At 63.7% G+C, this 24,911-nt stretch carries 16 protein-coding genes and 1 pseudogene; 12 read left to right on the top strand and 5 right to left on the bottom strand.

Annotation, left to right across the window (positions count from 1 at the left end; all coding sequences use genetic code 11):
* Window positions 1–185: 185 nt before the first annotated feature.
* From sucD to QNA11_RS16535, 5 genes are all read left to right on the top strand, one after another.
* A complete protein-coding gene (sucD, locus tag QNA11_RS16555) occupies window positions 186–1,070 on the top strand; it encodes a succinate--CoA ligase subunit alpha (protein ID WP_165055096.1) in 885 nt (294 codons plus the stop codon).
* A gap of 143 nt (window positions 1,071–1,213) precedes the next feature.
* Complete coding sequence (locus tag QNA11_RS16550) at window positions 1,214–4,204, top strand: 2-oxoglutarate dehydrogenase E1 component (protein ID WP_283483849.1); 2,991 nt, start codon at window positions 1,214–1,216, stop codon at window positions 4,202–4,204.
* A 212-nt stretch (window positions 4,205–4,416) separates the two neighbouring features.
* Window positions 4,417–5,652, top strand: a complete 1,236-nt coding sequence (odhB, locus tag QNA11_RS16545) for a 2-oxoglutarate dehydrogenase complex dihydrolipoyllysine-residue succinyltransferase (RefSeq protein WP_283483848.1) — start codon at window positions 4,417–4,419, stop codon at window positions 5,650–5,652.
* A gap of 230 nt (window positions 5,653–5,882) precedes the next feature.
* Window positions 5,883–6,152 carry a BQ00720 family protein gene (locus QNA11_RS16540; RefSeq protein ID WP_202071354.1) on the top strand — a complete coding sequence of 90 codons (270 nt, stop codon included), beginning with the start codon at window positions 5,883–5,885 and terminating at the stop codon, window positions 6,150–6,152.
* Window positions 6,153–6,291: 139 nt separating this feature from the next.
* Window positions 6,292–6,735, top strand: coding sequence for a Rieske (2Fe-2S) protein (locus QNA11_RS16535; protein ID WP_349362225.1), 444 nt, complete (start codon window positions 6,292–6,294; stop codon window positions 6,733–6,735).
* A gap of 216 nt (window positions 6,736–6,951) precedes the next feature.
* On the opposite strand, the pseudogene QNA11_RS16530 reads toward QNA11_RS16535, so the two are convergent.
* Window positions 6,952–9,063, bottom strand: a pseudogene (locus tag QNA11_RS16530) (transglycosylase domain-containing protein); the annotation flags it as partial.
* Between the two features lie 1,282 nt (window positions 9,064–10,345).
* Between QNA11_RS16530 and dnaN the strand changes: the two are divergent.
* The 3 genes from dnaN to QNA11_RS16515 all read left to right on the top strand — a co-directional run bounded on the left by dnaN (window position 10,346) and on the right by QNA11_RS16515 (window position 15,053).
* Window positions 10,346–11,464 (top strand): DNA polymerase III subunit beta, encoded by a 1,119-nt coding sequence (dnaN, locus tag QNA11_RS16525; protein WP_283483847.1) that lies wholly within the window; start codon window positions 10,346–10,348, stop codon window positions 11,462–11,464.
* A 132-nt stretch (window positions 11,465–11,596) separates the two neighbouring features.
* Entirely contained in the window at window positions 11,597–12,484 is an 888-nt protein-coding gene (locus QNA11_RS16520; protein ID WP_283483846.1) for an OmpA family protein, read from the top strand.
* A gap of 43 nt (window positions 12,485–12,527) precedes the next feature.
* Window positions 12,528–15,053, top strand: a complete 2,526-nt coding sequence (locus QNA11_RS16515; RefSeq protein ID WP_283483845.1) for a glycogen/starch/alpha-glucan family phosphorylase — start codon at window positions 12,528–12,530, stop codon at window positions 15,051–15,053.
* A 258-nt stretch (window positions 15,054–15,311) separates the two neighbouring features.
* Here QNA11_RS16515 and QNA11_RS16510 read toward each other — a convergent pair whose 3' ends face one another.
* From QNA11_RS16510 to QNA11_RS16495, 4 genes are all read right to left on the bottom strand, one after another.
* Window positions 15,312–15,809, bottom strand: coding sequence for a bactofilin family protein (locus tag QNA11_RS16510; protein WP_283483844.1), 498 nt, complete (start codon window positions 15,807–15,809; stop codon window positions 15,312–15,314).
* 173 nt (window positions 15,810–15,982) lie between these two features.
* Window positions 15,983–17,788 (bottom strand): PHA/PHB synthase family protein, encoded by a 1,806-nt coding sequence (locus QNA11_RS16505; protein ID WP_283483843.1) that lies wholly within the window; start codon window positions 17,786–17,788, stop codon window positions 15,983–15,985.
* A gap of 62 nt (window positions 17,789–17,850) precedes the next feature.
* A complete protein-coding gene (locus tag QNA11_RS16500; RefSeq protein ID WP_283483842.1) occupies window positions 17,851–18,843 on the bottom strand; it encodes a ribose-phosphate diphosphokinase in 993 nt (330 codons plus the stop codon).
* 8 nt (window positions 18,844–18,851) lie between these two features.
* A complete protein-coding gene (locus tag QNA11_RS16495; protein ID WP_283483841.1) occupies window positions 18,852–19,910 on the bottom strand; it encodes an alpha/beta fold hydrolase in 1,059 nt (352 codons plus the stop codon).
* Between the two features lie 60 nt (window positions 19,911–19,970).
* On the opposite strand from QNA11_RS16495, the gene QNA11_RS16490 reads away from it, so the two are divergent.
* The 4 genes from QNA11_RS16490 (at window position 19,971) to QNA11_RS16475 (ending at window position 24,892) form a co-directional block, all read left to right on the top strand.
* On the top strand, window positions 19,971–20,999 hold the full coding sequence (locus QNA11_RS16490; RefSeq protein WP_283483840.1) for a hypothetical protein: 1,029 nt from the start codon (window positions 19,971–19,973) through the stop codon (window positions 20,997–20,999).
* Between the two features lie 16 nt (window positions 21,000–21,015).
* Window positions 21,016–21,672 (top strand): phosphoribosyltransferase, encoded by a 657-nt coding sequence (locus QNA11_RS16485; RefSeq protein WP_283483839.1) that lies wholly within the window; start codon window positions 21,016–21,018, stop codon window positions 21,670–21,672.
* A gap of 110 nt (window positions 21,673–21,782) precedes the next feature.
* Window positions 21,783–24,236, top strand: a complete 2,454-nt coding sequence (gene ppsA / locus QNA11_RS16480) for a phosphoenolpyruvate synthase (protein WP_283483838.1) — start codon at window positions 21,783–21,785, stop codon at window positions 24,234–24,236.
* Window positions 24,237–24,532: 296 nt separating this feature from the next.
* Window positions 24,533–24,892: a hypothetical protein gene (locus tag QNA11_RS16475; RefSeq protein ID WP_202071340.1), complete on the top strand. Its 360-nt coding sequence runs from the start codon at window positions 24,533–24,535 to the stop codon at window positions 24,890–24,892.
* Window positions 24,893–24,911 lie beyond the last annotated feature (19 nt).

Raw genomic sequence — 24,911 nt, 5'->3', positions numbered from 1 at the left:
TCGGCCTGTCCCTGCGCCAAAATTAATCCCGACAGCCCGCCAAGTGGGCGCTTTCCGCCTTGTATGCGGGCGATCTTCCCAATAGTTTGGCGACCGCGAAAAATCGCGGCGCGAGAGCCCGGCTCCCCTTGGGGAGGCGGCGGCTCGCGCTTTCCGCGCCGCCCGTTCTCTTTAGGAATCGCTGCATGTCCGTGCTGATCGACAAGAACACCAAAGTCATCACTCAAGGCTTCACCGGGAAGACCGCCACTTTCCATTCGGAACAGGCGATCGCCTATGGAACCAAGATGGTCGGCGGCGTGTCTCCGGGCAAAGGCGGCTCCACCCATCTGGGGCTGCCCGTCTTCGACACGGTCGTGGAAGCGCGCGAGAAGACCGGCGCCGAAGCCTCGGTCATCTATGTCCCGCCGCCGGGCGCGGCCGACGCCATCTGCGAGGCGATCGACGCCGAAATCCCGCTGATCGTCTGCATCACCGAGGGCGTGCCGGTGCAGGACATGATCCGCGTCAAGCGCTCGCTGTCGGGCTCCAAGTCCCGCCTCATCGGGCCGAACTGCCCGGGCGTCGTCACCGCGGGCGAGAGCAAGATCGGCATCATGCCCGGCAATATCTTCTCTAAGGGCTCGGTCGGCGTCGTGTCGCGCTCCGGCACGCTGACTTATGAAGCCGTCTTCCAGACCAGCCGCGAGGGCCTTGGCCAGACGAGCGCGGTCGGCATCGGCGGCGACCCCGTCAAGGGCTCCGACTTCATCGAGATCCTGGAGCTGTTCCTCGCCGACGAGGCGACGAAGTCGATCATCATGATCGGCGAGATCGGCGGCTCGGCCGAGGAGGAAGCGGCCCAATTCTTGAAGGACGAAGCCAAGCGCGGTCGCAAGAAGCCCATGGTGGGCTTCATTGCCGGCCGCACGGCGCCTCCCGGCCGTCGTATGGGCCATGCCGGCGCGATTATTTCGGGCGGCAAGGGCGACGCCGAGAGCAAGATCGCGGCGATGGAATCGGCCGGCATTCGCGTGTCGCCGTCTCCGGCCCGTCTGGGCAAGACTTTGGTCGAGGTGCTCAAAGGTTAGGCGCAGCCGCGCCTCTTCTATACCGCCTCGAGGAACTTAAATTAGAGGCGACGCCGCAAGTCGGCGGCGCCTCGAAATCAGCCTTCGGCGGCGGGTTGCATGCTCGCAGACGCGCCATCGTCGGCTCCAAGAGAAGCGAGACAATGGCGCGTCTTGAAACTGATGGCGTGGCCGGACCGGCGGCTCCCGGCGGCCCGCGTTCTACGCAAAACAATAATTTTGCAGCCACTTCATTTTTACAGGGCGCCAATGCAGCCTATATCGAGGGCCTGCTCGACGCCTATGAGGCCGACCCTTCCTCGGTCAGTCCCGAATGGGCGAAATTCTTCGTAGAAATGGGCATAGCGCCGAACGCCGCCCAGCCCCCCGCTTCCGGCCCCTCCTGGGCGCGCCGCGATTGGCCGCCGACGGCCAATGGCGAATGGGTCAGCGCGCTCACCGGCGAATACCCCGCCCCGGCCCAAAAGCCCGCCGCCAAAGGCGCGCCGGCGCCGGCCCCCGCCGCCGCCACGGCCGAAGATATTCAGCGCGCCACGCGCGACTCCGTGCGCGCTTTGATGATGATCCGCGCCTATCGCATGCGCGGCCATCTCCACGCCAATCTCGATCCTTTGGGCCTCGAGCAGCGTCCCGACCATGGCGAGCTGCATCCCGAAACCTACGGCTTCAAGGACGAGGACTACGACCGCAAGATCTTCATCGACGGCGTCTTGGGCATGCAATACGCCAGCGTCTTCGAGATGGTGACGATCCTGCGCCGCACCTATTGCGGCTCGATCGGCTTCGAATTCATGCATATCTCCAATCCGGAGGAGAAGGCCTGGCTGCAGGCGCGCATTGAAGGCCCCAAGAAGGAAATCGTCTTCACCGACGAGGGCAAGCGCGCGATTTACAAGAAGCTTGTCGAGGCCGAGGGCTTCGAGAAATTCCTCGACGTGAAATATACGGGCACCAAGCGCTTCGGCCTCGACGGCGCGGAGGCGATGGTCCCGGCGCTGGAGCAGATCATCAAGCGCGGCGGCGCGCTCGGCGTGCAGGAGATCGTCCTGGGCATGGCGCATCGCGGCCGCCTGAACGTTCTCTGCCAGGTGATGGGCAAGCCGCATCGCGCGCTCTTCCATGAATTCAAGGGCGGCTCTTTCCTGCCCGACGAGGTGGAAGGCTCCGGCGACGTGAAATATCACTTGGGCGCCTCGTCCGATCGCGAGTTCGATAACAACAAGGTCCATCTCTCGCTCACGGCGAACCCCTCGCATCTCGAAATCGTCGATCCGGTCGTGCTCGGGAAAGTCCGCGCCAAGCAGGATCAGCATGATGGCGACCGCCGCACGGTGCTGCCGCTGCTCATCCATGGCGACGCGGCCTTCGCGGGCCAGGGCGTGGTGGCGGAATGTTTCGGCCTCTCTGGGCTCAAGGGCCATCGTACCGGCGGCTCGGTGCATTTCATCATCAACAACCAGATCGGCTTCACCACCTATCCGCGCTTCTCGCGCTCTTCGCCCTATCCGTCGGATGTCGCGAAAATGGTCGAAGCGCCGATCTTCCACGTCAATGGCGACGATCCGGAGGCGGTCGTCTTCGCTGCGCGCGTCGCGACCGAGTTCCGCCAGCAATTCCAGAAACCCGTCGTCATCGACATGTGGTGCTACCGCCGCTTCGGCCACAATGAAGGCGACGAGCCCGGCTTCACCCAGCCGCTGATGTACAAAAAGATCCGCGCGCATCGCACGACGCTCGACCTCTATGGCGAGAAGCTCGCCAACGAAGGCCAGCTCGCCAAGGCCGACGCAGACCGGATGAAGGAGGAGTGGCGCGCGCGGCTCGAGGTCGAGTTCGAAGCGAGCGGGACCTATAAGCCCAACAAGGCGGATTGGCTCGACGGGCGCTGGGCGGGCTTGAAGCCCGGCTATCAGGCGTCCGAGGACGAGCGAAGGGGCAAAACCGGCGCGCCGCTCGAAACCTTGCGCGACATCGGCGCGAAACTGACGACAGTCCCGGCTGACTTCAAGGCGCATCGCACCATCCAGCGCTTCCTCGACAATCGCCGCAATGCGATCGAGGAAGGGACGTCGATCGACTGGGCGACGGCGGAGGCGCTGGCCTTCGGCGCGCTGCTGATCGAGGGCTGGGACGTGCGCCTCTCCGGCCAGGACAGCGAGCGCGGCACCTTCTCGCAGCGCCATAGCGTGCTGATCGATCAGGAAACGGAAGCGCGCTACATTCCGCTCGATCACATCTCGCCAGAGCAGGGCCGGTTCGAGGTCATCAATTCGATGCTCTCTGAAGAAGCCGTGCTCGGCTTCGAATATGGCTATTCCCTCGCCGAGCCCAATGCGCTCGTGCTGTGGGAGGCGCAGTTCGGCGACTTCGCCAATGGCGCGCAGGTGATCTTCGACCAGTTCCTATCGGCGGGCGAGCGCAAATGGCTGCGCATGTCCGGCCTCGTCTGCCTGCTGCCGCATGGCTATGAGGGACAGGGGCCGGAACATTCCTCGGCGCGCCTCGAACGCTATCTGCAGCTTTGCGCCGAAGACAATATGCAGGTGGCGAACTGCTCGACGCCGGCGAACTACTTCCACATCCTGCGCCGCCAGCTCCATCGCAACTTGCGCAAGCCGCTCATTCTCATGGCGCCGAAGTCGTTGCTGCGTCACAAGCGCTGCGTCTCGCGCCTCGGCGAGATGGGCATGGCGTCGAGCTTCCAGCGCATCTTGCTCGACGACGGCGAGACGCACGAGACCGCGCTGCTGAAACCCGACGAGCAGATCCGCCGCGTCGTGCTGTGCAGCGGCAAGGTCTATTACGATTTGCTGGAAGACCGTGAGAAGCGCGGGATCGACGACGTCTATCTGCTGCGCGTCGAGCAGCTTTATCCCTTCCCGCTGAAGAGCCTCGTCACCGCTTTGTCGCGGTTCAAGAACGCCGACATCGCCTGGTGCCAGGAGGAGCCCAAGAACATGGGCGCCTGGTTCTTCGTGGAGCCTTATCTGGAATGGGTGCTGGCCCAGGTGGGCGCGACGGCGAAGCGCGCGCGTTATATCGGACGCGCCGCCTCGGCCTCGACCGCCGCCGGCGCCATGTCGAAACATCTGGCGCAGCTCAGGGCTTTCCTGGATGACGCTTTTGCGGCCTAGCGCCCCCTCCCCAGCGCTCCCCCGCTCCGCGGGAGAGGGAGCAGGTTGGCGCCTTCATCCAGAATGCTGATCGCGAGCGTCCCCTCTCCCGCCATAGCCCGTCGAAAGACGGGCGTCCTTCAGACGCCCTATGGCGGGGGAGGGACCGGGAGGGGGTCTTGGGGACATGCACAGAAATTACCAACTCCGCTGAGCCATATGAGGAATGATCGATGACTGAAATTCGTGTCCCGACCCTCGGCGAATCCGTCACGGAGGCGACGATCGGCCGCTGGTTCAAGAAGGCGGGCGACACGGTGCGCGCCGACGAAACGCTCGCCGAGCTCGAGACCGACAAGGTGACGTTAGAGGTCAACGCCCCTGCGGCGGGCGTCCTCGCCGAAATTTTGGTCAAGGAAGGCGAAACGGTGCAGCCGGGCGCGCTGCTCGGCCAGATCGTCGCCGGGGGCGCCGCTGCGGCGCCGGCGCCGGCCGCAAAACCCGCTCCGGCGCCTGCCGCCGCGCCCGCTCCGGCCGCTCCCGCCGCGCCGCCGAGCCAGCCGGCCACGACCATGCCGCCCTCGCCCGCCGCGGCCAAGATCGCCGCCGAGAAGGGCATCGACGTCTCGCAGGTCGCGGGTTCCGGCAAGCGCGGCCAGGCACTGAAATCCGACGTGATCGATTTTGCCGCCCGGGCTCCAGCGGCTCCGGCGCCCTCGGTCGAAGCGCCGCCGCCCGCCCCGCGTGCCCCTGCGCCGCAGGAGGACGCCGCGCGCGAGGAGCGCGTGAAGATGTCGCGCCTGCGCCAGACCATCGCCCGGCGCCTGAAAGAAGCGCAGAGCGTCGCGGCGATGCTGACGACCTTCAACGAGGTCGACATGTCGGCGCTCATCGCCCAGCGCAACAAATACAAGGACCTCTTCGAGAAGAAGCACGGCGTGAAGCTCGGCTTCATGTCCTATTTCGTGAAAGCCTGCTGTCAGGCGCTGGAGGAAATCCCGGCGGTCAACGCCGAGATCGACGGGACGGACATCATCTACAAGCGCTTCTGCCACATCGGCGTGGCGGTGGGCACGGATAAGGGCCTCGTCGTGCCCGTGGTGCGCGACGCCGATCGCATGTCTCTGGCCGAGATCGAGAAAAGCATCGCCGCGCTGGGCAAGAAGGCGCGCGACGGCGCGCTCGACATCGCCGATCTGCAGGGCGGCACTTTCACCATTTCGAACGGCGGAGTCTATGGCTCGCTGATGTCGACGCCCATATTGAACGCGCCGCAATCCGGCATTCTGGGCATGCACAAGATTCAGGAGCGCCCGATTGCGGTCGACGGCAAGATCGAGATCCGCCCGATGATGTATCTGGCGCTCTCCTACGACCATCGCCTCGTCGACGGGAAGGAGGCGGTGACCTTCCTCGTGCGCGTCAAGGAGACGCTGGAGGATCCAGGCCGTCTGGCGCTGGCGCTGTGATGGGGAGGGGAACGCTCCTCCCCCCAAACTCGCACGGTTCCTGCTAGAGAGGGTGAGGCGCTGAGCCAGAAACAGCCGCTTCGCTCCCGCATAAAGGGGTAACCTTGGCCGCAGAATCGGCCGTGGCGCCCTCTTTAAAACTGCTCCAAAGCGCCACACATCTAGGTGCAAGACGCGCTGCGCGGCAGGCGTCGACGGGCGGGTCGTCACGGACGCCGAGGAGGAGCAACATGCAAGAAAAAATTACGATCGAGCGAAGGGAGCCGCTCCTGACGCCGGAACAATTCGCCAATCTGGGCGACGGCATGATCGCTTATGTGCGCGCCATGCGGTCCGAAGACGTCAACCGCCTCTATCCGCAAGCGCCGCAGATCCAACCCGGTCTCACCATTTTCGCGCTGATCGGCGCCGACGGCGCCCCGATCGTTCTCGCCGACTCGGAAGAGGGCGCCATTGGCAACGCCCGGGAAAACGACCTTACCATGGTCAGCCTGCACTGATGTTGCGCAACAGACCCGGCCCGCCGCGGGGCCGGGGCCGCCTTTGCTTTTTCGCTTTTAGATAATCGCCATTCGCCCTACCGGCGGGACGAAGGCAGGGTTTTTGCTTCCATATCGGAAAGGGGCCGCCTGCCCCGCCATGGAGGCGTTCATGCCGGCAACCGAGTTATTTGCTGTCTGTCACGTTAACGACGTCGCCAAGCGCGGCGCGGTCGGCTTCGTGCTGGCGCGCAGGGAGGGCGACAAGACCGTGCCCTTCCCGATCTTCGTCGTCCGCCAGGGCAGGGTCTACCACGCTTACGCCAACCGCTGCCCGCATCAGGGCGCGCGGATCGACTTCCAGCCCGGCCACTTCCTCGACCAGGGCCACCGCGCCATCGTCTGCGGCAAGCACGGCGCGCTCTTTGATCCGGTGACGGGCAATTGTTACGACGGCCCTTGCGCCGGCGCCGCGCTGGAAAAGATCGAGGTCGTCGTCGACGGCGAGGACGTCTGCATCACCGGGGTGGAGCTTGCCGAGGAAGATGGACTCGATCGTCCGGAAAACGACGAGATGCCGCCGGTCATGGTGACGTCGGACTGAGCGGGCGAGGCTCGCGCGTTCAATTGCCCCCGAAGAGCTGCTCGAAGAAGTTCTTCTCCTGCGGCGCCGGGCTGCGCCCGCGCCTCGGGTTTGGGGCGGGACAGCGCCGGCGTTGGGGACGTCGGCGGGCGGCAGCAGGTCTTCGATCTCCCGCGGACGCGCCGCACGACCGCGTGGGGGCGGCGGTACCGTCGCCGTTTCGTCCGGGGTCAAGGGCGCCTCCTCGTCGGCCCGATTTTCCGGCGGAGGCGGCGACGCTTGTCTTTGTGGCCTTGGCGGCGGCGCTGGCGCAGCGTGGTGGTCGGCCCCTGTGAAGATGCCGATCAGCTCGTCGAGCGGCTTGGCGATGACCTCTTCCGCATCCGAGCGCCAGGAGCCGGTCGGCAGGCCCGCGACCGGCGCGCCACGCAGGGCGATCCCCATATAGCGGCTCCAGATTTCCACCGGCAGATTGCCGCCCGAGGCCTTCTTCGTCGGCGAGCTGTCATCATTGCCGAGCCACACGCCGGTGACGAGCCGGCTCGTATAGCCGACAAACCAGGCGTCGCGGAAATCCTGGCTGGTCCCTGTCTTGCCGGCCGCCTGCCAGCCGGGCAGCGCAGCCTTGCGCGCCGTGCCGGTCAGCAGCGTCTCCTGCATCATCGTGTTCATCATCGCCACATATTGCGGCTCGATCACGCGGCCGAAGACGGAGCCTTTGCGCTGGTAGAGCGTCTTGCCGCTCGCCGTCTTCACCCGTGTGATGATGTGCGGCTGCACGCCGACCCCGCCATTCGCGAAGGGCGCATAAGCGGCGACAAGCTCCAGCGGCGTCACTTCCGACGTGCCGAGCGCGATGGAGGCGTTGGGCTGAAGGTCGGATTGGACGCCGAGCCGGTGCGCCGTCTTCACCACGGCCTTCGGCCCAACTTCCAGACCGACGCGCACCGCGACCGTATTGAGCGAGAGCGCCAGCGCCTTGGTGAGCGTGACGGGGCCGAAATATTCGTGGCTGTAGTTCTCCGGCGTCCAGCCCTTGATGTTGAGCGGACCGTCCTCGCGCACGGACTCCGGCGTCATGCCATGTTCGAGACCGGCAAGATAGACGAAGGGTTTGAAGGCCGAGCCCGGCTGGCGCTTGGCGGAGACGGCGCGATTGAACTGGCTCTCCGAATAGTCGCGACCGCCGACCAGCGCGCGGATCGCGCCATTGGGGTCGATCGAGACGATGGCGCCTTGCGACACGCCGTATTTTGCGCCCTTGTTGTCGAGCTCCTCCTTCAGCGCGCCTTCCGCCACGGCCTGCAGGCGCGGGTCGATGGTTGTCGTGACGACAATGTCCTGGTCGATGGCGCCGATCGTGTCGTCGAGCATGTCCATGACGTAATCGGCCGCATAATTGGCCGAGCCCGCGCCCAAGCCTTTGGCCGCCTGCGCCGGATGGGCGAGCGCGGCCTTGGCCATCGTCTCGCTGATATGGCCTTCCTGCGCCATAGCCGTGATAACCTGCGCGGCGCGCTCGGTCGCGCCTTCCGGATTGCGGTCGGGCGCGAGCTTGCTCGGGGCCTTCATTAACCCCGCGAGCACGGCGGATTCGGAGAGCGTCGCGGTCCTGGCGCTATGGCCGAAATAACGCTGCGTCGCCGCCTCGACGCCATAGGCGCCGGACCCGAAATAGACGCGATTGAGGTAAAGCTCGAGAATCTGGTCCTTCGAATATTTGTGCTCGAGCCAAAGCGCCAGGATCGCCTCCTGGATCTTGCGTGAAATCGTCCGCTCCTGCGTCAGGAACAGGTTTTTGGCGAGCTGCTGGGTCAGCGTCGAGCCGCCCTGCATGCCGCCGCGGCCGGCGACATTGCGCAGCAACGCGCGGCCGATGCCCTGCGGATCGACGCCCCAATGCGAATAGAAACGCCGGTCCTCGATGGCGATGAAGGCCTTGGGCAGATAGGGCGGCAGCTCCGAAATGCGGATCGCCGCGCCGCCCGTATCGCCGCGATTGGCGAGAAGCTCGCCGTCCGAGCCCATGATCGCGATATTGGGCGGGCGCTTGGGCACCGCGAGCTGGTCGATCGGCGGCAATTGCGAGCCGTAATAGACCGCGAGCGCGCCGGCGCCGACCACGCCCCAAATGGAAAGGGTGAAGCCCCAATAAAAGAGGGCGCCGATCATCGATCCGGGCCGCCGTGGCTTCGGTTTGGCAGTTGCTTCAGCGTCGAAATCGTCCGGCTCCTCCGCCTCACGCGCCTGACGAGACCGGGGCGAGGGCCGTCTTTCGGCCCGCAAGTCCCAGTCGTCGTCCTCGCCGTCGTCGAACCTCGGTTCCTGACGTTTGCCGCCGCGCGCCATCTTCTTTGTCCAGAGGCTCTCCGCCCGCCCCTGAATTCAACTTAAGGAAGGCGCTTTAAGGGCTAGTTAAGAAATCGCGCGGGTCCGGGCTATAGTGCTTGTGATCTTTCGTGAGCATGCCGCATGCCCACGCTGACAATCTTCGTCCCACGCCCGCTGCGGAAGCGGCGTTTTTCGATATATGGGCACAGCGGCGCTCGAAAATGTCTACTTTTCCCTTGAGGGTAAGGGCTTGCCGTGGGGACGCCCCGCTTCTATGAAGCGCCTCGCTTCAGAGTTCATTTCAGCAGGCTTACGTTTTGTCTTTGGTCGCACAAAATCGCGAGCGGTATCTTCAAAGCGCACACGATGCCTACCGAGCCAGCGAATCTGAGCTTATCCCCATCCTGGGCGTTAGCTTTACAATCCACGAGTACAGCAGACGCGCTTTGGAGGCGATAAAGGACCAATGGGAACCTAACGGGAGGAGCCCAGAGACAGCTTGGGACTGGCATGAATTGGTCAGGCACTATCGCAAGGACCCTGATCTACTCACCATGGCCGTGTGGAGTGGAGATAGGCTTGCCGCGTTAGGATTGGCGACAACGTCTTCAGAATGCGTCAACTTCAGATACCTCGAGGGGGACCCCAGAAAGGATTGCCCTTTGATAGGGAGGCGGGCGCTGATTGCACTTGAAACCTGCTCCGGATATGCTCAGGCAAGAGGTAAGACGGAACTAAGAGTCTCGCCTCTTAACGAGAGCTTGGAACGCCTCTATATTGATAGGTATGGCTTCTCGGTTAGCAGGCCGAAAAAAGCCGAACCGTTCCTGTTTAAGAAAGTGCCGTGATGCCACCGTTAGCCAAACTGCCTGGCTTCTTCGCTGGGCGAGCGTCACTCGAAAGACGCTTGCCTGAGCCTGAGCCTGTCAACGGGAAGCCACGGAAAATCAGTGGCTTTTTTGCCCACCTTACGCCGGAGCAAAAGGCTAAGGCGTTGAATTACCGTGGTCCGGAAAATCATGGCGATCCAGCCTTCCTCCTGAAACGCTAGGCCCACGTTGTAAAATCTCCACCGTGGGATGACAAAGCCCCGCCAATGCGGGGCTCTTTGTTTATGGATGATTTCAATCGTCTATCCAAACCCAACGCTGGGATAGCCGGGACTTCTCACGCGCCATTAGTGCGCAGGCTGAATTTCTCCACCACTCCCGACGCGCCGCCCCTTGCGCTTCCTTCTCGGGCTTGCCAAAGTCACCGCCCCCGGCGCGCCGCGTCAATAAACGAGACGGTTTCCAAGGCGATGAAGGTTACGATCGAGAGAGCGGCGCTGTTGCGGGCGCTCGGCCATGTGCATCGGGTGGTTGAACGGCGCACCACGATCCCCATTCTCGCCAACGTGCTGATCGACGCCAGGGACGGAACGCTGACGCTGAAGGCGACCGACCTCGATCTCGAGATCACCGAAAAGGCGCCGGCCGAGGTCGGGCAGGCCGGCGGCGCCACCCTTCCCGCCCATACGCTCTACGACATCGTCCGCAAGCTGCCCGAAGGCGCGCAGGTGTCGCTCGACGGCTCGGGAGAAGCCGGCCAGCTCACGCTGCGCTCGGGGCGTTCGCGCTTCAACCTGTCGACGCTGCCGGAAAGCGACTTCCCCGATGTGACCTCGGGCGAGTTCAGCCATAGTTTCTCGCTGGCGCCCGCCGATCTCAAGCGGCTCATCGAGAAGACGCAATTCGCCATCTCCAACGAAGAGACCCGCTATTATCTCAATGGCATCTACATCCATGCGATGGAGGTCGAGGGCCAGTTGATGCTGCGCGCAGTGGCGACCGACGGCCACCGCCTCGCCCGTCTTGAGCTGCCGGCGCCGGACGGCTGCGCGGGCATGCCGGGCGTCATTCTCCCCCGCAAGGCGGTGCAGGAGGTGCAGCGCCTCATCGAAGACGCCCAGGGCGAGGTGCTCGTCGAGCTCTCGACCAATAAGATGCGCTTCTCTTTTGGCGACGCGCTGCTGACGACGAAGCTCATCGACGGCACTTTCCCCGACTACGGCCGCGTCATACCGGCGGGCAACGACAAGCGCCTGACCGTGGAGCGCGACGTCTTCGCCAAGGCCGTCGACCGCGTCTCCACCATTTCGTCGGAGCGCGGCCGGGCGGTTAAGCTCGCTCTGACGGAAGGCAAGCTCGTGCTCTCGGTCACCAACCCCGATCAGGGCTCGGCGGTCGAAGAGATCGAAGCCGATTACGACGGGGCGCCGCTCGACGTCGGCTTCAACGCCAGATATCTCCTCGACATCACCCAGCAGCTCGACAGCGACACGGCGCTCTTCAAGCTCGCCGATCCGGGCTCGCCGACGCTGATCCAGGACCGCGACGGGGCGAGCGCGCTTTACGTGCTGATGCCGATGCGCGTCTAACGGCGTTCGGCGCCCACGAAGCGCACGGCATGCGGAGCGGGCGCGACGGCGTGTAGCGCTTCTGAGCGCTTGCGAGCGGCGAGGCGGCGCGTCATTGTCAAAAAGCCACGTTCCTACAGAACAAAGGCTTCCATGCTGGATTTCTATGTCCCTCTCTGGCCCTGGCTCGCCGCCTGCTTTGGCGTGGGGGCGGCGATGGGCGCGCTCGCCCCGGGGAAGACGCGGGGCAAGAGGCCTGCCCGCTGGCTGATATGGTTCGGCCTCGCGGCGATCGCCGGCGCCGCCGCAATCGCGCTTGGGGCCGTTGAAGAGACCGTCTCCCTCCATATGCAAGCCGCGCTCGCTTGCTTTGCCGCCTTCCTGATCGGGGCCGGCGCCGCCGCCCTCATCTTCCAGCGCACGCTCGCCGGCCATGAAGCCTGGGCGCTCGGGCTCATTCCCGCCGCGCTCCTGTGGTGGGGCGCATCAGAGTTCACGGAGCCCGCCTATGAAGCGGAGCTGCAAAAACGCGTCGCAGCGCTGGCCCAGACGGCAGGCGTCGATCCCTCGGGCGTGGCGCCGCGCGAGGTGACGGCGCCCCCGGCAGTCGCCGCGAACAAGGAACTGAATGTGGCGGCCCCCGTGCCGGAAGCGTCGCCGACGCTTGCGAACGCCCCTGCTCCTGCGTCTCAGCCGCTGGCCGAATTAGACCACGCCGCCTGCCAGCGCGCGCTGGACGCTGTCCAAGTCTCCGACCCGGTCGCTTTCCACGAAGCGCGCGCCACCGTCAACCGACGCACCGCGCTCGCGCTCGACAAGGCCGCCGAAGTCATTCGCCAGTGCCCCGATGTGACGATCGAAGTGCGCGGCCACGGCGACGGCGCCGCCGAGGATGATCTCTTGTCGCGCCGCCGGGCGCTGGCCGCGGCGCATTATTTGCGCCTGGAAGGCGTGTCTGGCCATAAACTCGTCGCCATAGGCTGCTGCGAGAAGGCGGGCGAGGGGCGCCGCCCCGTCGCGATCGAATACATCGTGCGCTGAGCGCCGCACGCGTTGCGCTGGCTGCGCGCGAATTGCTTCCCAAATGCCCGCGCTGCGCGGCACAGGTTTTGTTTTCGAGAATGGAGCGGCTCGGCGCCCTTCGCTGGAGAGAAAGACCGCCTTGAACGCCATCACGCCGCCAAATCACGCCGCAACCGTCGCCGCGCTGAAGGAAGAGGTGCTGCATCGCCTCACCTTCACGATCTGCAAGGACGCGGCGACCGCCAGCCCGCGCGACTGGTTCGTCGCCACCGCGCTGGCGGCGCGCGACCGGGTGGTCGAGTCCTGGCTCGCCTCGACCAAGCGCAATTACAGCGAAGATCGCCGCCGCGTTTATTATCTCTCGCTCGAATTCCTCATTGGCCGGCTTCTGATCGATACGCTGACCAATCTCGGCCTAACCGCCGCCATGCGCGACGCGCTCGCCGAGCTCGGGGTCGATCTGGAGAAGCTGCGCGACGTCGAGCCCGACGCTGCGCTCGGCAATGGCGGGCTGGGGCGCCTCGCCGCCTGCTTCATGGACAGCATGGCGACGCTGGAAATCGCCGCCTGCGGCTATGGCATCCGCTACGACCATGGACTGTTCCGCCAGACGATCAAAGACGGCTGGCAGCATGAATATCCCGAGGATTGGCTGTCCTTCGGAAACCCCTGGGAGTTCCCGCGCCCGGAAATCACCTATGACATCGGCTTTGGCGGCCATGTGGAGACGACGCGGCTGCCGGATGGCGCGGCGGCGCATGTGTGGCGGCCGGGCGAGACGATTGTCGCCGTCGGCTATGACACGCCGGTGGTCGGCTGGCGCGGCAAGCATGTGAACACGCTGCGCCTATGGTCGGCGCGCGCCCTCGATCCGCTGCGTCTCGACGCCTTCAACCAGGGCGACCATGTGGGCGCGCTCACCGAGCAGGTGCGCGCCGAGGCGATCTCCAAGATTCTCTATCCCAGCGACGCGACGCCTGCCGGCCAGGAGCTGCGCTTGCGGCAGGAATATTTCTTCGTCTCGGCGTCACTGCAGGATCTCATCCGCCGCCACATGAAACAGACCGGCGACATCACGAAACTCGCCGAACAAACCGCGATCCAGCTCAACGACACGCATCCCGCGATCGGCGTCGCCGAGCTGATGCGCCTTCTCGTCGACGTCCATGGCGTCGAATGGAAAGAGGCCTGGAAGATCACCCAGGAGACCTTCGCCTATACCAATCACACGCTGCTTCCCGAGGCGCTGGAGACCTGGCCGGTGTGGCTGATGGAGAAGCTGCTGCCGCGCCACATGCAGATCATCTATCTCATCAACGCCATGCATCTCGACGGGTTGCGCGAGAAGGGCGTCGCGGATTCAGGCGTTCTCTCTTCCGTCTCGCTCATCGACGAGCACAATGGACGCCATGTCCGCATGGGTCATCTCGCCTTTCTCGGCTCGCACAAGGTCAATGGCGTCTCCGCCTTGCATAGCGAATTGGTGAAGGAAACGGTTTTCAAAGATTTCCACCGCCTCTATCCGGATCGCATCGTCAACAAGACGAATGGCGTGACCTTCCGGCGTTGGCTGCTCGAGGCCAATCCGCCGCTCTCGCGCCTGCTGGCGGAGACGATCGGAACAAGCGTCTTCGACGACGCCACAATGCTCAACAAGCTCGAAGCCTTCGCGGACGATCCCGATTTCCAGAGCCGCTTTGCCGCCGCCAAACGTGAGAACAAGGAGCGGCTTGCCACTAAAATCTTCGAGAGCGTCAGCGTCAGAGTCGACCCCGACGCGCTCTTCGATGCGCAGATCAAGCGCATCCATGAATATAAGCGCCAGCTCCTCAATGTGCTGGAGGCTGTCGCGCTCTATCTCGACATCAAATCGCAGCCGAGCCGCGATTTCGTGCCTCGCGTGAAAATCTTCGCCGGCAAGGCGGCGGCGAGCTATCATCAAGCGAAGCTCATCATCAAGCTCGCCAATGGCGTCGCAAGCGTTGTGAACGCCGACGCCGCGACGCGCGATCTGCTCAAGATTGTTTTCCTGCCGAACTACAATGTGAGCCTGGCGGAAGTCATCATCCCCGCCGCTGATCTCTCCGAGCAGATTTCGACCGCCGGCATGGAAGCCTCAGGTACCGGCAATATGAAATTCGCGCTCAATGGCGCGCTGACCATCGGCACGCTCGACGGCGCCAATGTCGAAATCAAGGAACATGTCGGCGACGACAATATCTTCATCTTCGGCCTGAATGCGCAGCAGGTGGCGGAAAGCCGTGCGCGCGGGATCGACGCGCGCGAGACGATTGCGGCGAGCCCACGTCTCGCCGAAGCGCTGCAGGCAGTGGCGAGCGGCATGTTCTCGCCCGACGATCCGCATCGCTATGCGCAGCTCGTCGATACGCTGACCTATTACGATCACTTCCTGATTACGAAGGATTTCGACAGCTATTGCGACACGCAGCGCAAGGTCGACGCGCGCTGGCGCGACCAGAAGGCGTGGCGACGCTCAGCGATTCTCAATACCGCGCGCGTGGCGTGGTTCTCATCCGACCGCACTATTCGAGAATATGCGGAAGAGATTTGGAAGGTTGAGGTTTAATACTATTTCCGTTTGAACAGCGCGCTCCGGGCCGTGTCATTCCCGGCGGGCTGAAATCCCGACCGGAATCCAGAGCCACAAACAAGAGCGCTGGTTTTGCCCAGAGCCCGTCATTGCGAGCGAAGCGAAGCAATCCAGGGCCGCGATGCGGCCCTGGATTGCTTCGTCGGCTCCGCCTCCTCGCAATGACGGCGGTGAGTCCCTGTATGTCCAAACGACGCGAGCGTCGGGAATGACACCGACCCAAGTCACGGACTATCACCCAACCGAGCGGCGCGACGAGCGCAGCGGCGAGCGGAGGTGAAGCTTGGTCACCTTGCGGGGCTCTGGCGGCGGCTCGAGCGCCAGAGGCGCTTCTTCGCGCTCGATGAGCGCCACTCTCGTCTCGGCGAACTCCTCGACCACGCGCCGACCGCTCTCGGTCTCGGACACATGCGCCGCGCCGTTCAGCACGCCGCCACGCGTCACCTCGATGGCGCCGCAATCCCATTTGCCTTCGACACGGCCCATGGCGCGAACTGCAAGCAAGTCTCTCGCAGCAATGTCGGCGTTGACGTAACCGGAGATGTCGGCGGTCGACGCCTCGATCTTGCCTTTGACGACTCCCGTCGGCCCAACGAGAAGGTGCCGACAATCGATCTCGCCATCGAACGAACCGTCGACCACGACGCTGCCGCGCGCCTTGATCGCGCCCGTTAGCTCGGCGCCTTGTCCGATATAGATGGAATCTTCCTCTTCCGGCCTGAACGTCGCCATGTCGATCCCCTCTTCGCGCAATTCCCAGCTCGCTTGAACGATTCGCTACGGGCGCAAGCTTAATCCGTTTTCGCGCTTTTGCGGGTCGATTTCGTTTTCCTTCTCAACACTTATGTGGATAAACGACGTTCAGACCAATAAGCAGGCGCAGGCTTGGGCGGCCGCCGCCTCGATCAGTGTTGATGAACATATCTACCCGGCGCGGGCTCGAGTGGCACGAAGCCTTTTTCCGGCGCGCCCATCTGGGGCGCAGCTACGCGCTCCTTGGCGCTCTCGCGCTCCAGCCATGACGCCCATGCCGGCCACCATGAGCCCTCAAAAAGCTTGGCGCGTTCGCGCCAATGCTCGGCGCTGACATAACGGTCATTTCGCGGGCGCACGGCGAGATGGTAGCGCCGCCCTTCGTGACCGGGCTCGGAGACAATGCCGGCATTGTGCCCGCCATTGGTGAGCACGAAGGTCAGATCGTTATCCGTAAAGAGGTGAACCTTATAGACGGAGCGCCAAGGCGAGATGTGGTCGGTCTCCGTGCCGACAACAAACATGGGAACGGAAATATCCTTCAAGGCGATGACGTCGTCATTGACGGCGTAGCGCCCGGCGGTCAGCCGGTTTTCCAGAAACAAACCGCGCAAATATTGCGAATGCATGAGATAGGGCATGCGCGTCTGATCCGCGCTCCAGGCCATGAGATCCGTGGCGTGATCCCTTTCGCCCAAGAAATATTCCTGTATCGCCCGCGCCCAGAAGAGCTCGTTGGAGCGCAGCGCCATGAAGACGCCGGACATTTGATGCGTGTCGAGATAGCCCTGATCCCACATCATATCTTCGAGGAACGCAACCTGCGCCGCATCGACGAAGAGCATGAGGTCGCCGGGCTCGCTGAAGTCGGTTTGCGAGGCGAGAAGCGTCATCGACGCCAGCCGATCGTCGCCGTCGCGCGCCATTGTCGCGGCTGCGATCGAAAGCAGCGTTCCGCCGAGACAATAGCCGGCCGCATGGATCTTGTGGCCGGGCAAGACAGCGTTGACGACCTCGATCGCTTCCATGACGCCGAAGGTGCGATAGTCATCGAACTCGACGTCGCGGTCCTTGGCCGTCGGATTGCGCCAGGAAATCATGAACACGGTGAAGCCGCGCTCGACCAGATAGCGCACAAGCGAATGATGCGCGGCAAGGTCGAGAACATAATATTTCATGATCCAGGCGGGAACGATCAGGATCGGCTCAGCTGCCACATTCTCGGTCGTCGGCTGATATTGAATCAGCTCCATGAGGTGGTTGCGGAAGATCACCTCGCCCGGCGTCGCCGCAACGTCCTTGCCGATTTCATAGCCATTGTCGCCATTGCCGGATTGCGTCGCGACGTCGAGAAAATCCTGAATGAAAAATTCGAGCCCGCGCAGCAAATTGGCGCCGCCTTCCCGCTGCGTTCGATCTATGACGACGGGATTGAGCCAAGGAAAGTTCGAGGGCGAAAAGACGTCGAGATATTTCGTCGCGAGAAAAGAAACGCGCGCGGCGTTGTTCGGCCGCATGCCGCGCAACTCTCTCGTCGCCTTGCGCCACCATTGCTGCTGCGACAGAAACGCCTGCTCGAAGAAGAGATAGGGAAAAGCCGACCAGGCGGGATCATTGAAGCGTCTGTCGGACGGCTCGGGCGCAAAGGGGCGCTCCGCCTTGTCGCTGACGAGATTATGCATGCCGAAATGGGCAAGCCGCGCGGCCGACGAAAAGGCCTCCGTCGTCAGTTCGAGCTGACGTCCCGGCGACTGAGCGAGATGCGCCGCCCAGTCTATCCAGGCCGAGATTTGCGCATGGGGCGAAATGCCCTGAGTAAAGCGCGCGATGGTCGCCTGCGCGACGCGGTCGACGGTCTCGAAAGATTGTGGCCGCGTCAACGACATGAGCGGCGGCGGCGCACGGCGCTCAAGCGCGCGGGGAGCATCCGAGCTACGCTTTGTAACAGGCTGGTCCATGGCTGGCCCTTTACGTCCACCCTACTCTGCCGCCGCATTATAGCAAATGCGTGAAGGTCAGGCTAAGGGCCTTCGGCCAGCAGCTCGGTGATCGAGCCGTTTTCATGACGCCGCCTGATCGCTTGCGCGAAGAGATCGGCAACTGAAACGATGGTTAAGCGCTCTCCCAGCGCTTGCGCCGTTGCGTCGCCGCCATGCAAAGGCACGGCGTCTGTAATGACGACGCCATCGATCGGCGCGTCCCGCAGAGTCTGCGCCGCGGCCTTGGCGAAGACGCCATGCGTCGCAGCGACGAAAACCCGCGCGGCGCCATTTGTGCGACATGCCGCCGCAGCCCGCGCCGCCGTGCCGCCTCCCGCGATCAGATCGTCGAGAATGATGGCGACGCGGGCATCGACATCCCCCGCGAAAATCTCTCCCGTCACCTTTCCCTCGCTGCGCGTCTTATCCATGAAAGCCTTGGCGACGGGGCGACGCAACATGCGCTCGAGCCGTTGGCGAAACAATTCCGCGCGTTTTTCGCCGCCGAGATCGGGAGAGACGACCGCGGCGGGCGCTTCGCCGATCAGAGGCTCGAAGTGGCGCGCGAAAAGCGCATGAGCGTCGAGCGGAATCGTCTCGCAACGAAAGGCGTTCTCGAAAGCGGCGATGTTGTGGACGTCGACGGTCATCACCGCGTCTGTCCGCATGGCCTCGACGAGCTGCGCCACATAGCGCGTTGTGATGGGATCGCGCGGCTTGGTGCGACGGTCCTTGCGCGAAAAGCAAAGATAAGGCGCAACCGCCGTCACCCGCGCCGCGCCGCAATCCTTCAGCGCGCCGATGAAAAACAGAAGCTTCAGCAGCTTATCGGCGCTGCTCGCGCCTGCTTCGCCATGCAGGCTGAAGAGCACATAAGCGTCATTGCCGCGCACGCTCGTAAGCGGGCGCAGCTTATATTCGCCGTCTTCGAATGCGCGGTCTTCGAGCGGCGCGAGATCAACGCCAAGCCTACGCGCGACGGCCTCGCCAAAAGCGCGGCTGGAGCCCAGCGCAAAGAGAGAGAGCTTCCCCATGACGGAGCCTATTCCTCCACGAGCCAGGATGCGATGCGCGGCCATTCATTTGCAATCGTGCTGCGCCCCATGAAAAGCGCAAGATGGCCGCATGGCGCGATCGCCGTCTCCACCGCGCCTGCGACAAGATCCGCGCCGGCCAGAGCCTGCCCCGGCGGCGCGATCGTGTCATGCTCGCCGACGAGCAGAAACAGGGGCTTGTCCAGGGCGCAAATATTCGCCGCCTTGCCCAAGGCCGGAAAGGCGCCCCGCGCCAGTAGATTCTCACGGAAAAGACGGCAGAACACTTCGCGGTAGTAGGGGCCCGGCAGATCGACGACGCGTTTGTCCCAACGCTGGAAGGCGACGACGGCGGCCTGTTCAGGAGGCGACGAAAAAGGCGGCCGGAGCTGCAGCGAGTCGACGAGCCGCCTCTCCTCGCAATCCTCTCTGGGCCAGAGCGGCGCCATCTGCTCGCCTTTCACAATGCCGCCGCCGCTCTCGATCAGCCGATCGATCACATGGTTCGTCGTTTTTTCGACTGGCTCGGACAGGGCCGAACATGCGGCCTGCAAATCGATTGGCGCGCCGGCGACCACGATACGGCGGATTTTGTGGGGAAAGCGCGCAGCATAGACGAGGGAAAACCAACCACCCTGGCACGGGCCGATGAGATCGACTGGCCCGCCGATGTCGTCGACCGCGACATTCAGCGCCGCAAGCTGTGCGTCGATGCCGACAAGCCGCGTTTCCGACGTGGCCGACTTCCACTCGGCGAGATAAAGCCTTTCACAGCCATTTTGCAGTAGAGCTTGAACAATGCTGTGATCCGGCGCGAGATCCGCAAGCTGAGCGTCATGAAGCGCATAAGGCGCGACGATAAGCACGGGCGCGCCTGCGTCCGAAACCGAAAAATCCCACAGCCGAAGCCCATTGAGCTCGAGCAAGAGCCGATTGGGCGTACACCACTCGGGGCCGACGCCCGGCGCCGGCGCCGGAAAAGCGGCCTCTTCCAGCGCGCGGCGCCATATCTCCATGGTCAAGAGCGGCCAAGCGAAAGGATTTCGCGTCCATATGTCCCAGGCCATGGCCTTTTCCATCATGATCGAAGGCGGCCTATCATATGTGATGAACGGGCGGGAATGCGAATGGTTGCAAAGCTCGAACCAGGCGCTTCGGAGAGCGCGCTTTCAATTCGCGATAAGCTGCGCTTTCTCTGCGCGCCCGCCGCCTATCCGCATAAGCCGGCCATGGTCCAGCTGGTCGAGACGCATATGTCCTACGTCTTCCTTGCCGGCGCGCGCGCCTACAAGCTGAAGAAACCGGTGCGTTATCCTTTTCTCGACTTCTCGACCATCGCGGCGCGCGAGCGCGATTGCCGCGAGGAGCTGCGCCTGAACCGCCGCCTGTCGGAAGACGTCTATCTCGACGTGACGCCGCTCAAGGCGCTGGGCGATCGCCTATCATTTGGCGATACGGGCGAGATCGTCGACTGGCTCGTCGAAATGCGGCGCCTGCCGGGCGAGCTCATGCTCGACGCGCTGCTCCGGACAAAGGGCGTGCGCGACTCGCAGATTACCGCTGTCTGCGAAACGCTCGCGCAATTCTACCGGCGCACGGAGCGCTCAAAAATCAGACCCCAGCAATATATGGCGCGCTTCGCCGCAGAGCAGGACATCAACCGGGCAATGCTGACGCATCCTGGAATCGACGGCGCTCCGCAAATTCTCGACCGGCTCGACGCGCGCCTGGCCGCCCAACGTCCGCAGCTCGAAGCGCGCGTCACAGCAGGGCGAATCGTCGATGGCCATGGCGATCTGCGCCCGGAACATATTTGTCTCACCGAGCCAGTGGTCATTTTCGATTGCCTCGAATTCAACGCCGAGCTGCGTCAGGTCGATCCGTTCGACGAGGTGGCGTTTCTGGGCGTCGAATGCGCGCAACTCGGCGCGCTCCACTTGTTGCGCCGCTTCATCGAGGCACTTGCGTCGCATTTGGAAGAGGTCGTCCCGCCATGGGACTTGATCTGGCTTTACGCCGCCTGGCGCGCGGCGCTGCGCGCGCGCCTTTCCATCGCGCACCTGCTGGATGCGTCGCCGCGCCACCCGGAGAAATGGGCCCCTCTCGCAAATCGTTATCTTGGTCTCGCTGCGCGGGCGCTCGACGGCGGGTTTTAATCGAAGGGAGGAGGATTTGCCGTTCCAGGATCGTCAAGAAGCCGGCCAGCGCCTCGCCGCAGCGCTCGAGCGCTTCAGGGGCCCGGACACTGTCGTCTTCGCTTTGCCGCGCGGCGGCGTTCCTGTCGCCGCGCAAATCGCCAAGGCGCTCGGCGCACCGCTCGATCTCGTGCTGGTGCGTAAGATAGGCGTTCCCTTTCAGCCCGAGCTGGCGATGGGCGCCATCGCGGATGGCGGCGAGCTCGTCGTCGCGCGCAACGAGGACGTCATCGCGCTTGCGGGCGTGACCGAAACGCAGTTCCACCGCGCTGTCTCTCACGAAACTGCGGAAATCGAACGCCGCCGACGCCTCTATCTTGGCGGCCGCGAACGCACCGACGCCAAAGGACGCGTTGCGATCGTCGTCGACGACGGTGTGGCGACCGGCGCCACGACGCGCGCGGCGCTCCGGGCGGTCCGCGCCCGCGCGCCGAAGAAGCTGATCCTCGCCGTGCCGGTGGCGCCAACAGAAAGTCTCGGCGAGCTACGCGCCGAGGCCGACGAGATTATCTGCCTGGAGTCGCATGACTATTTCCTAGGAGTGGGCTGCTACTACGCCGATTTCAGCCAGACGGAAGACGACGAGGTCATCGACCTTCTCGACCGCTACGGCGCTGGAGCGACGCGCGGCTAAATGCCTCCAAGGCGAATAGGCAAGCCCCTGTTAGGCTGAATGTCGCAAAATCGACTCGCTATCCAACTGACATGAGGCGCTGGAAGCGCCCAATGAGAGGGAAGGAAGACATGCAGCCGACCAAAAACACACGCGCGTCGGAGAAGACCGAGGCAGGCCGTTATGTCCGTTTCTTTTCGCAGATCGGGATCGCCGACGTGCCGCTCGTCGGCGGCAAGAATGCGTCGCTCGGCGAGATGTATCGCGAGCTGACGGCGAAAGGCCTTCTCATTCCCAATGGTTTTGCCGTCACTGCCGAAGCCTATCGGCATGCGCTCGACGCCGCCGGCGCTTGGCCCGCGCTGAAGGAATCGTTGCAAGGGCTCAATCCGGACGACGTTGATGATCTCGCCCGCCGCGCCGCCCGTGCGCGGGAAATCGTTTATGGCGCCGGCCTGCCGGCGGATGTCGAAGCGGATATTCGCGCGGCGCTTGCGCGGCTGACCGAAGAATATGGCGCAGAGCTGACGGTCGCGGTGCGCTCGTCCGCGACGGCGGAAGATTTGCCGAGCGCGAGTTTCGCCGGCCAGCACGACACCTATCTCAATATTCGCGGGGAGGCGGCGACGCTCGACTCGGTGCGCCATTGCTTCGCGAGTCTCTTCACCGACCGCGCCATTCGTTATCGGATCGATAACGGCTTCGATCACTTCAAAGTGTTCAACTCGGTCGCCGTCATGAAGATGGTGCGCTCGGACCTCGCCGCCTCCGGCGTGATTTTCACCATCGATACGGAAACCGGATTCGAGGACGTCGTCTTCATCACCGGCGCCTATGGGCTCGGCGAAAACGTGGTGCAGGGCGCGGTCGACCCCGACGAATTTTATGTCTTCAAGCCGACCTATGCGCAAGGCAAGCGCGGCGTGCTGAAACGGGCTTTGGGCCCCAAGAAGATCAAGATGATCTTTTCCAGCGGCGGCCGCGTGACCACGCGCAATATTCCCACCGACCGCAAAGAGCGGGAGAAATTCTGCATCACGGACGACGAAGTTCTGACGCTCGCGGGCCAGGCGATCGAGATCGAGAAACATTACAGCGCCAAGGCGGGCGAACATCGCCCGATGGACATCGAATGGGCGAAGGACGGCGTCGACGGCAAGCTCTATATCGTGCAGGCGCGGCCCGAGACCGTCGCGTCGCGGCGCAACCGCAATGTCGTCGAGGAATATAAGGTCAAGAAACACGGCGCGGTGAAAGTCGAAGGCCGCGCCGTCGGGGCCAAGATCGCTTTCGGCAAGGCCCGCGTCATCGCGCATTCCACCGAGTTGTCGAGCTTCTTGCCGGGCGAGATTCTCGTCGCCGACACCACCTCGCCCGATTGGGGCACGGTGATGAAATCGGCCGCCGCCATCGTCACCAATCGCGGCGGGCGCACCTGCCACGCGGCGATCGTCGCGCGCGAACTCGGCATTCCGGCTATCGTAGGCACGGACCGGGCGACGCATGTCATCCGCACCGGCGAGCTCATCGCGGTGAGCTGCGCCGAGGGAGACGTCGGCAAGGTCTATGAGGGCGAGATCGACTTCGACGTGGTGAAAACGGATCTCGTCAATCTCGCGCGGCCCGCGACGCATGTGATGATGAATGTCGGCAACCCCGATATCGCCTTCGGCATTTCGGCGCTGCCCAATGACGGCGTCGGGCTTGCGCGCATGGAGTTCATCATCGCCGAGTCGATCAAGGCGCACCCAATGGCGCTCATCCACCCCGAACGTCTCGACGCAAAGGAGCGCGCCGAAATCGAGCGGCTGACGGCGCAATATGAGAGCCCCAGCACATTCTTCGTCGAGCGCCTGTCGGAAGGCGTCGCGACAATTGCCGCCGCATTCTATCCCAAGCCCGTCGTCGTGCGCATGTCGGACTTCAAGAGCAACGAATATGCCTCGCTCCTGGGCGGGCACGTTTTCGAGTGTCACGAAGAAAATCCGATGATCGGTTTCCGTGGCGCGTCGCGCTACGCCCACCCAAATTATCGCGAGGGCTTTGCGCTGGAATGCACGGCGATGAAGCGGGTGCGCGACGATCTCGGTCTCACGAACGTCAAATTGATGATCCCCTTCTGCCGCCGCATCGACGAAGCCCAGAAGGTCATCGCGCTGATGAGTGAACTCGGCCTCGAGCGCGGCAAGGACGGGCTCGAGATTTTCGTGATGTGCGAGATACCCAATAATGTGCTGCTGATCGACGCCTTCTCGCAACATTTCGACGGTTTCTCGATTGGATCGAACGACCTCACTCAGCTCACGCTCGGCGTCGATCGTGACTCGGAGATTGTGGCCTTTGATTTCGACGAACGCGACGAGGGTGTGAAGACGATCATCCGCATGGCGGTCGAGGGCGCGCAACGCAACGGGCGTCATTGCGGCATCTGCGGCCAGGCGCCATCGGATTATCCTGAGATTGCGGAGTTTCTGGTGCGCCTCGGCATCGATTCGATCAGCCTGAACCCCGACACCATCTTGCGCACGACGACGCGCATCGTCGACGTCGAAAAAACGCTCGGGCGCGCGCGGAAAGCGCGCTAGAGCGCATTCTGCAAAAGCTGATGCGCTCCAGCTTTTTGAACCTGCGCGCTTTCTCATCGCTCACATGATTCCGTGCGAGCGGAAAGCGCGCTAGGGCTTGAAAGACAGGCCGCCAGCGACAGGTTCCGTTCGTCGCCTTCGTCGAACGCGACGCTCGTACCCGGCGCTTAAATGCTGCGGGTCATTGTGAGCGAAGCGACGCCATCCAGAGCGGCCTTGCGGCCCTGGATGGCGCCGTCGCTAAGCCCTCGCAATGGCGCGTTCAGCGGTGTAGCCGCAGTGGAAGGATGTCTGGCATGAACCCTGTCAAATTTGCTGTCGCGGCGGCATTCGCTTGTGGAGCCGTCTCCATTGCGCCGAGCGCGGCGTCGGCGATGCCGATCGCCAATGTCGGCCTCGTTCCGGCGCCGCAGATCGAGGATGTGGCCGCCGTGCGCGTGTGCAACGCCTATGGCCATTGCTGGTGGAGAGCGACAGGCCCTTATTACGGCTATAGGCGCCCCTATTACGGCGCCTATCGTTATGGCTGGCGCCGCCCCTACGGCTACCACTACGGATGGCGCCATCCTCACTACCGCCATTACGGTTATGGCTGGCGTGGCGGGCATGGCGGCGGCTGGCATCACGGCTTCGGCGGGCGCGGCCACTGGCGTTGACAATGCGAAAAACGGCCCG

Source organism: Methylocystis sp. JR02 (assembly GCF_030063565.1).
Lineage (GTDB): Bacteria > Pseudomonadota > Alphaproteobacteria > Rhizobiales > Beijerinckiaceae > Methylocystis > Methylocystis iwaonis.
This window is presented reverse-complemented; position numbering and strand designations above follow the sequence as displayed.

Coding starts and splice junctions, on each gene's coding strand:
- sucD (WP_165055096.1), top strand. CDS start 186: ATGTCCGTGCTGATCGACAAGAACACCAAAGTCATCACTCAAGGCTTC.
- QNA11_RS16550 (WP_283483849.1), top strand. CDS start 1,214: ATGGCGCGTCTTGAAACTGATGGCGTGGCCGGACCGGCGGCTCCCGGC.
- odhB (WP_283483848.1), top strand. CDS start 4,417: ATGACTGAAATTCGTGTCCCGACCCTCGGCGAATCCGTCACGGAGGCG.
- QNA11_RS16540 (WP_202071354.1), top strand. CDS start 5,883: ATGCAAGAAAAAATTACGATCGAGCGAAGGGAGCCGCTCCTGACGCCG.
- QNA11_RS16535 (WP_349362225.1), top strand. CDS start 6,292: ATGGAGGCGTTCATGCCGGCAACCGAGTTATTTGCTGTCTGTCACGTT.
- dnaN (WP_283483847.1), top strand. CDS start 10,346: ATGAAGGTTACGATCGAGAGAGCGGCGCTGTTGCGGGCGCTCGGCCAT.
- QNA11_RS16520 (WP_283483846.1), top strand. CDS start 11,597: ATGCTGGATTTCTATGTCCCTCTCTGGCCCTGGCTCGCCGCCTGCTTT.
- QNA11_RS16515 (WP_283483845.1), top strand. CDS start 12,528: ATGCCCGCGCTGCGCGGCACAGGTTTTGTTTTCGAGAATGGAGCGGCT.
- QNA11_RS16510 (WP_283483844.1), bottom strand. CDS start 15,809: ATGGCGACGTTCAGGCCGGAAGAGGAAGATTCCATCTATATCGGACAA.
- QNA11_RS16505 (WP_283483843.1), bottom strand. CDS start 17,788: ATGGACCAGCCTGTTACAAAGCGTAGCTCGGATGCTCCCCGCGCGCTT.
- QNA11_RS16500 (WP_283483842.1), bottom strand. CDS start 18,843: ATGGGGAAGCTCTCTCTCTTTGCGCTGGGCTCCAGCCGCGCTTTTGGC.
- QNA11_RS16495 (WP_283483841.1), bottom strand. CDS start 19,910: ATGGCCTGGGACATATGGACGCGAAATCCTTTCGCTTGGCCGCTCTTG.
- QNA11_RS16490 (WP_283483840.1), top strand. CDS start 19,971: ATGGTTGCAAAGCTCGAACCAGGCGCTTCGGAGAGCGCGCTTTCAATT.
- ppsA (WP_283483838.1), top strand. CDS start 21,783: ATGCAGCCGACCAAAAACACACGCGCGTCGGAGAAGACCGAGGCAGGC.
- QNA11_RS16475 (WP_202071340.1), top strand. CDS start 24,533: ATGAACCCTGTCAAATTTGCTGTCGCGGCGGCATTCGCTTGTGGAGCC.